Annotated in this window: 9 protein-coding genes; 8 read left to right on the top strand and 1 reads right to left on the bottom strand. The window is 59.6% G+C overall.

Annotation, left to right across the window (positions count from 1 at the left end):
* The 3 genes from trbG to EOA29_RS18855 all read left to right on the top strand — a co-directional run.
* Positions 1-987, top strand: a 987-nt coding sequence (gene trbG / locus EOA29_RS18865) for a P-type conjugative transfer protein TrbG (RefSeq protein WP_245468488.1), incomplete at its 5' end; no start/stop codon positions are given.
* A complete protein-coding gene (locus EOA29_RS18860; protein WP_245468489.1) occupies positions 878-1960 on the top strand; it encodes a TrbI/VirB10 family protein in 1083 nt (360 codons plus the stop codon). The genes trbG and EOA29_RS18860, both read left to right, overlap by 110 nt.
* Positions 1961-1962: 2 nt before the next feature.
* Positions 1963-2187, top strand: a complete 225-nt coding sequence (locus EOA29_RS18855; RefSeq protein ID WP_127221280.1) for a DUF2274 domain-containing protein — start codon at positions 1963-1965, stop codon at positions 2185-2187.
* Here the strand turns inward: EOA29_RS18855 and EOA29_RS18850 are convergent.
* Positions 2184-3143 carry a LysR family transcriptional regulator gene (locus tag EOA29_RS18850; protein ID WP_127221279.1) on the bottom strand — a complete coding sequence of 320 codons (960 nt, stop codon included), beginning with the start codon at positions 3141-3143 and terminating at the stop codon, positions 2184-2186. The genes EOA29_RS18855 and EOA29_RS18850 overlap by 4 nt on opposite strands.
* A gap of 204 nt (positions 3144-3347) precedes the next feature.
* On the opposite strand from EOA29_RS18850, the gene EOA29_RS18845 reads away from it, so the two are divergent.
* The 5 genes from EOA29_RS18845 (at position 3348) to EOA29_RS18825 (ending at position 7489) form a co-directional block, all read left to right on the top strand.
* The gene (locus tag EOA29_RS18845) at positions 3348-3563 is read left to right on the top strand and encodes a helix-turn-helix transcriptional regulator (RefSeq protein WP_127221278.1); all 216 of its coding nucleotides are present in this window, start codon (positions 3348-3350) and stop codon (positions 3561-3563) included.
* A gap of 276 nt (positions 3564-3839) precedes the next feature.
* Positions 3840-4499, top strand: coding sequence for an ABC transporter permease subunit (locus tag EOA29_RS18840; RefSeq protein WP_127221277.1), 660 nt, complete (start codon positions 3840-3842; stop codon positions 4497-4499).
* A 14-nt stretch (positions 4500-4513) separates the two neighbouring features.
* Positions 4514-5263 carry an ABC transporter permease gene (locus tag EOA29_RS18835; protein ID WP_127221276.1) on the top strand — a complete coding sequence of 250 codons (750 nt, stop codon included), beginning with the start codon at positions 4514-4516 and terminating at the stop codon, positions 5261-5263.
* Positions 5264-5315: 52 nt separating this feature from the next.
* Positions 5316-6158, top strand: coding sequence for a transporter substrate-binding domain-containing protein (locus EOA29_RS18830; protein WP_126095111.1), 843 nt, complete (start codon positions 5316-5318; stop codon positions 6156-6158).
* A gap of 77 nt (positions 6159-6235) precedes the next feature.
* A complete protein-coding gene (locus tag EOA29_RS18825) occupies positions 6236-7489 on the top strand; it encodes a CapA family protein (RefSeq protein ID WP_127221275.1) in 1254 nt (417 codons plus the stop codon).
* Positions 7490-7635 lie beyond the last annotated feature (146 nt).

The raw sequence follows: 7635 nt of genomic DNA, 5'->3' as shown, positions 1-7635 counted from the left end.
AACAGTCCGACCGCGCAAGTCGAGAGCGCCAACGCGGCCGCGCGTGTCCAGCCGCGGCGCGAGGGCTATTACAACGCCATCCAGATCTACCCCTGGAGCGAAGGCGCGCTCTACCAAGTCTATGCCGCGCCCGGCCAGATCACGGATATTGCGCTCGAGCCGGGCGAGAGCTTGACCGGCACCGGCCCGATCGCGGCGGGCGACACCGCTCGCTGGATCATCGGCGATACCGAAAGCGGTTCAGGCGCCACCCGGCGCATCCATGTGCTGGTCAAGCCCTCGCGCGCTGACATCACCACCAATCTCGTCATCACGACCGACCGCCGCAGCTACATGATCGAATTGCGGGCAGGTGAGAAGCCCTACATGCCGGCCGTAGCATGGGCATATCCGGTCCAGCCCGGCGGACGGCGACAAGCCGTTCCTGGGACACCGATGGTCCCGGACGTCGCCTCGCGCAACTACCGCTATGGTCTCGCTGGTGACACTCCGCCCTGGAAGCCAGTCGCCGTCTATGACGATGGCCGACGCGTCTATGTCGAGTTTCCACGCGGAATCGTGCAGGGCGAGATGCCGCCGATCTTCGTGATTGGTTCAGACGGTGAAGCCGAGATCGCCAACGGCCGGACCTATCAAAACATCTTGATCGTCGACCGCCTCTTTGGCGCGGCCGAACTGCGTCTCGGCAGCGGCAAACGACAACAGACCGTCAGGATCGTCCGCACCGATGGGACGCGGACGAGCCGACCGTCATGGATGCCAGGCTTGAGTCCAGCGTCGAAACTCACGAACGCACCAAGGCAAAGGGGAGGGGGCAGCCATGACCGAGAACGATACCGCCGCTGCTCCGATGCGACTTCGCGCCGAGCCGCCGCGAGTGACCCGCCTGTCGCGCAAGGTCCTTGCCGGCATCGGCTTCGTTGCGTCGCTCGGTGTTGGCGCAGCGCTGATCTATGCGCTTCAGACACGCGATACAGATACACGTAGCGAGGAACTTTATTCGACCTCCAATCGGCAGCCTGCCGATGGCCTTGCTAGCCTGCCACGCGATTATACGGGCCCAGTCCTCGGGCTGCCGTTGCCTGGCGACCTCGGCCGGCCGATGCTCGATGCCCAGAACAAAGGGCAGCCCGTTGTGCCGCCGACGATCGTGACAGCGACTGTCGACGAGGCTGAGCAGCGCCGACGCGCAGAGGAGGAGGCGGCCCGGACGTCGCGGGTCTTCTTCCAGATAGGGGCCATGACCGGAGCTGCGGCCGAACCGTCAGGCAACTTGCCAACACCGGTTTCCGGTCCGGACGCGACTGGCCAGACAGCGCAGGATCGCCAGGTGGCATTCCTGAACGCCGCCGTCGAGCGGCGCACCGTGGCGCCAGACCGTGTCGTGCCCCCGGCATCGCCCTATGTCCTTCAGGCCGGAGCCGTCATCCCCGCCGCGCTAATAACCGGTATCCGTTCCGATCTTCCTGGCCAGGTCACCGCCCAGGTGACGGAGAATGTCTACGACACTCCCACCGGTCGGTCGCTTCTGATCCCGCAAGGCACCCGCGTCATTGGCCAGTACGACAATGGGGTCGGTTTCGGGCAACGTCGCGTGCTGCTTGTCTGGAACAGGCTTATCTTCCCGAACGGCCGCTCGATTGTTTTGGAGCGGCAGCCCGGCGCCGACGCACAGGGCTATGCCGGGCTCGAGGATGGTGTCGACTATCATTGGGGTGAATTGTTCAAGGCGGCCGCGCTTTCCACCATACTCAGTGTCGGGGCCGAGGCTGGCTCGTCCGGCCAGGAAAGCGACATCTTACGGGCCCTGCGCAGCGGCGCTTCCGACAGTGTTAGCCAGGTCGGTCAGCAGATCGTCCAGCGTCAGCTCGAAATAGCGCCGACGCTGACGATACGCCCGGGCTTTCCGGTGCGCGTCCTGGTCACGCGCGATCTCATGCTCGAACCCTATGGAGGATGAAAATGGCCAAGCTGAAGCTCGCGCCGATTGCCGACGACAAGCCTGTCAAAGTCACCGTGGAACTGCCAGCACCGCTGCATCGCGATCTCACCAGATATGCCGAGATCCTTGGACGCGAAGCAGGGCAGCCGTCTGCCGATCCCGTGCGCCTGATCGTGCCGATGCTCGAGCGCTTCATAGCGACGGATCGCGGCTTTGCAAAAGCGAGGCATGAGCGAAAGGCTTAGCGTCGGATCGCTAGTGCAGGCCGAATCATATCGGGAGCTATATCGTTTGCCGAGAGACAGTCCGCGAAGGCCGATCGGATCGCGTCGAGAGAGATCTCAAGGGTGCTGGAAAACGGCCTGCCTCTCTGCCAGATGGCCACGTAGTGATAGAGCGCGGATGGGTCGACCGGTCTTGCTTCCAACTCGAACGCTGAATACTCGCGCGCTATGATCTCGTTGGTGATCGATACGCCAAGGCCGGCCGAAACGAATCCAACTTCGTAACCGTTGGAGTCATATTCCACCAGTATGTCCGGCTCGACGCCGGCGAAGCGCAAGGCGTTGAAGTTCATCTGGTGGGAAGCGAATTCGGGGTCGATATCAACGATCGTTTCGCCTGCCAGGTCGTTCGCTTCGACACAAGCCTGCTTTGAGAAGCGGTGCTTTGGATGAAAGATGCATACGTTACGCGCCGAGCCGAGCGGCGCCCATTCGAACAGGCAAGGATCCAAAGGCAGCCGAGAGATGCCAAGGTCCGCTCGACCGGACAGGATGTGCTCGCCCACCTGGTGATAGTTTCCTGAAATTGATCGGACGCTCGAACCGGTCTTCGAATGGATTGTCGCGACGACCTTCGGCAAGGTCACGAAACCGAAGACCGCGGGTGCGGCAATCGCGATTTGTTGCCTCTCTTCGTTCTTCATCGCGAAGATCGACGCTTCCAGGCGATCGAGGGACGTCAGCGCAAGGTCGACGTTGCGCAGGAGTTCCCACGCCTCTCGTGAAGGAAGGATGCGGTTGGTGGATCTCTCAAACAGCGTGATGCCGAGGAGCGCCTCAAGCTGTTTGATGTGTTGGCTCACCGCAGGCTGACTAATCCCGAGCGCGATAGCTGCTTGCCTCGTTGATCCGGCCCGCAGCACCTCTCGAAAGACCTGCAATTGACGGAGCTTCAGGCCGCTCTGCAGCAACTCCATCCTTTGCAGTCCTTTCTTGAAGCGCCTTCATCGACCCCGAAGTGATCGAAGAAGCAGTGGCTCTTAAACAACGCGGCGCAATCTTTGAGGAGATACGCCGCCCGAGCCTTATTCCTGCCAAGACGATGCACATGTTCCTCAGTTGAGCCGTTTACATATTATAGTTGATAAACTCAGAGTATGTAAGTCGCGATCTTCCAGCGCATGGATATGCGCAAATTGGTCGGCCGGAACTTCGCCCGCCTGCGTCGTGAGAAGGGCCTGACCCAAGAGGAAGTCGAGGCGCGTTCCGGCTTCAGTCAGCAATATCTCAGTGGCTTGGAACGCGGCCGGAGGAACCCGACCGTGATCACGCTCTATGAACTGGCTCAAGCCCTTGGTGTCGACCACGTCGAATTGGTCAGGCCTGACGATCATTGATCCAAACTGCCGCGACGACCACGTCTCGGTCGAAACTGCCCAAGGTGAACCAAACGGGGTACGGCTCAGGAAAGCGGGCATCTATAACCATTCGTTATAGCAAAAATTTTGAAAATAATAGATTGAGTGAAAAGAAGCAGTCATTAGACTGAGAAAATCTGCAAAGTTATTGCAGGTCATGGCATAGATTAATTTCGCAATAGCGGTGATGAATCGAAGGTAGCGCGCTGGGAATGCCCTGTACGTTGCGAAGCTCCGAACCGATGGATGATTCCGATGGGCGGTTTTACTGCTCAGTTTGCTGCCGCCTTCATGGTTACGGTCAGCCTGGGTCTTGTTAGCGGGCTGCTCGGCACGGCAATTGGGCTCCTGTTGGCCATGTCGAAGAGCTCTCCGGCCTCCCGTTTCAAAGCTGCGGTGACGGCTTACACGACAGTCGTTCGCGGTGTTCCAGAACTCCTCATCATCCTGCTCATCTACTTCGGAGGAACCATCTTCGCGAGCAAGGTCGCTGGCAGGTATGTGGAAGTGAATGCTTTTACCGCTGGGGTCATCGCGCTCACGGTCGTCTTCTCCGGTTATGCCACTGAAGTTTTTCGCGGGGCGATTGCGGCGGTTCCAGCGGGTCAAACCGAGGCCGCGAAGTCGCTTGGGTTGAACGCCTGGCAGCGCTGGGCATTTGTCATTGGACCGCAGATGCTTCGGCTGGCATTGCCGGCCTACGGCAATCTTTGGATATCGCTCTTCAAGGATACCGCGCTGGTTTCGATCGTCGGCCTGACCGACATCATGCGTGTTGCCTTTGTCGGCGCCGGATCGCTGCGCGCGCCGTTGACCTTCTATCTAGCGGCTTCCGCCCTCTATCTCTCGCTGACGACAATCACACTGCTGTCGATCCGGTTGGCGGAGCGGCGCTATCCGACTCTCGGCCGATAGTGGAGCGCGCGGCGATGAACCTTGGCTTGATGTTCGACGCCATGATGGTCCTGCCGTCAGGCATTGGCCTTACCTTGGCCCTGACAGTCCTATCGCTGGCGGCGGGATTTCTGCTGTCGGTGCCGCTGGCCTTTGTCCGCGCGTTTGGCCGTCCAAGCCTGTCCGCAGCGGTGCTGGTCTTCACCTATGTCATTCGCGGAACGCCCATGCTCGTGCAACTCTTCCTGCTCTACTACGGTCTGGGCCAGATCGAAGCAGTGAGAGCCAGCGTCTTTTGGGTGGTCTTGCGAGATCCGTTCTGGTGCGCCTTGCTTGCTTTTTCTCTGAACAGTGCAGCACACACGACCGAAATTCTGTGCCGGGGCCTCCAGTCCGTGCCGAAGGGCGTCGTGGAGGCTGCCGTAGCGCTTGGCCTGAAACGCATCCAGATCGCTCGCCTTGTCACTTTCCCGATCGCTTTCAGGATATCGCTCCCGGCCTACGGAAACGAGGTGGTGGGGATGATCAAGGGCTCGTCCCTGGCGAGCACCGTAACGCTGCTCGAGATAACCGGCATGGCCCGACAACTAGTGTCGTCCACGTTCGCACCCTACGAGGTTTTTATTGTTGCTGGAGCGATCTATCTGGCGCTCACGACACTCGCTGTGAAAGCGACCCAGTTCCTGGAACGTCGGCTTTCCTCCGGCGACCATTCGAAGCAACGACGCAAGGCGCGGTTCCGACCGGCCTTGCCTAGACACCGGATCACCACGCCAGTGCCGTGACGCCGCAGCTTTGCGGCTGCCTTCCCACCGACTTCAACAAAAGAGGTGCCTTATGCGCATTCGCTTAGCTATTGCCGTTTCTATCGCCTGCTTGATTGCAGCATTCCCGGCCCAGGCCGAAACCAAGAAAACAATATCGATCGCCACCGAAGGTGCGTCGCCGCCATGGGATGGGACCGATGCGAACGGAAATCTCTATGGTTTCGATGTCGATGTCGGTCTCGAGCTGTGCAATCGCATGAAGATCAAATGCAGTTTTGTGGCGCAAGATTGGGACGGGATCATTCCAGCACTGCTCGTCGGCAAGTACGACGTTATCATGTCCGGCATGGCGATCACGGACAAGCGAAAGCAGCAGATCGCGTTCTCCAGCCCCTATGCCAGCGGCTTCAACCAATTTGTCGTGCGCAAGGAGCTTGGGCTCGACGCCGGCGACACCAAGGAAAAAGTCAACCTGTCGACCGTCGGGGACAAGGAGAAGGCAAGCATCGAGCGCATCAGATCGACCCTCAGCGGGAGAGCTATCGGTGTCCTTCGTTCATCGAATTCGGAGGCAGTCGTGAAGCAACTCCTCGGCGATGTCGTGACCATTCGCAGTTATGACAGCCTGGACAATCTGAAGCTCGATCTTGCTGCGGGACGCATCGATGGCGGCCTTGCCGACTATTTCACGTGGCGCGACTTCCTCGAAACCCCTGACGGCTCTGGTGCCGTCTTTTTCGGTCCGGAACTGAAGGGCGGTCTTTGGGGACCGGGCGTGGGCGCCGGGATGCGCAAGGACGATGCCGAGTTGCTCAACAAGTTCAACGCGGCGATCGACACGGCAACCAAGGACGGAACGATCAAAGCGCTGAGCCTGAAGTGGTTTAAGGCGGATATCGCTCCAGCTTTATAGGAATAGCCGATATCGAGCTGCGACTTCGACATGCGCCGGACGCGTGCGTCCCACCCTCACACCACAGAGCGAGTTTCATGAAAGACTCTTTTTGCGCGGTCGTAACCGGCCAGTCATTGATCACGCACGACATCCGTCATGTTCAAGCCCCGCTCTTCGCTGAGGTTGAACGCTTTCTGCAGCAAGGTGACGTTATCTTCACCAATTTCGAATCGACGATCCTCGGCCAATATGGCGGTTGGCCGACCAAGGGCAAATACTTTGGCTACTCCAAGCCCGAGGTGCTGGACGCCTTGCAAGACATCGGCTTCAACGCGCTTGCCTTGGCAAACAACCACGCGTTCGATCTCGGCCCTTGTGGCATCCAGTCTACACTAGACGAAGTAGAGGTGCGCGGCTTCTTGCATGCCGGGATCGGGATCGACGAGACCGATGCCGCGAAACTCGGCCGGCGCCATCTGGGCTATCGTCACGTCTCTCTGCTTGCGGTCGATGCCGGTCCTGGCCCGGCCAATATGTATGCCGAAAACCACAATACTGTCCGTCCGGCTCGCCCTGGCGTCAACCGGCTCAAGACCGTTCGGAGGATCGGAGTGCCGGACGGCCATTTCAGGAGACTTGCAAGACTTGGCGGCCACCTACAAAGCTCGGACCTTGAACTGACCAATTATGCGCAACCGGAGGATCCGCCGGACGTGGCGAGCGCAAATGAGATCAATTTCTACGGCACAGTTTTCACCCAGGCAGTTGATTTCGGTCGTATGATCGAGATCGATCCGAAAAGCGCGGAAACGCATTTGTCCGCCATCCGGCGGGCAGCCTCGCAAGGCGACTTCGTCATCGCTTATCTGCATCACCACCATTGGGAGCCGGATTGGCAGGCCGTGCCGCGTTGGGTGCAGACCTTTGCCCGGATGTGCGTCGACGCCGGCGCAGATCTCCTCGTCAGCCACGGCGCTCCCGTGCTTCAGGCACTGGAAATCTACAACGGCTCGCCAATCTTTTATGGGCTCGGGAATTTTCTCTTCCACGTGCCTCCAGACGAGAACGAATGGGATCCGCCAGAAGTCTGGCAAAGCATTGTCGCTGCATGCCGCTACGATGCGAGCGGAAACCTCGAACGAATAGACCTTTTGCCCGTCGTCCTCGGCGAGGAAGATCGCCTGTCCAAATCTACCACGCACAGATTGGTTCCCGTCCCAGCCGCCGGACACGTGGCACGGGATATTCTCGAGGGGTTCGCAAGCCGCTCGCGGGCCTTCGGAACCGGGATCGCCATTTCCGGATTCTCCGGCAGCGTCATTGTGCCGCCTGCGCGCAGATTCGGCTGACGATCGACACAAAACCCAGAGCCGACTGCGACGGTTTTCTATGCGAGAATGACCGGGTGGAGCACTGAAAGCATTGTTTAAAGCGAAACGCTCAAACCGTTTCCAGGCAGCGCCAACGATCGGGCGTCAGCCTCACCCCGCCGATC

Source organism: Mesorhizobium sp. M1E.F.Ca.ET.063.01.1.1, assembly GCF_003998155.1.
Taxonomy (GTDB): domain Bacteria; phylum Pseudomonadota; class Alphaproteobacteria; order Rhizobiales; family Rhizobiaceae; genus Mesorhizobium.
Note: the sequence above shows the minus strand (reverse complement) of the source record. Positions and strands in the feature narration are given on the sequence as shown.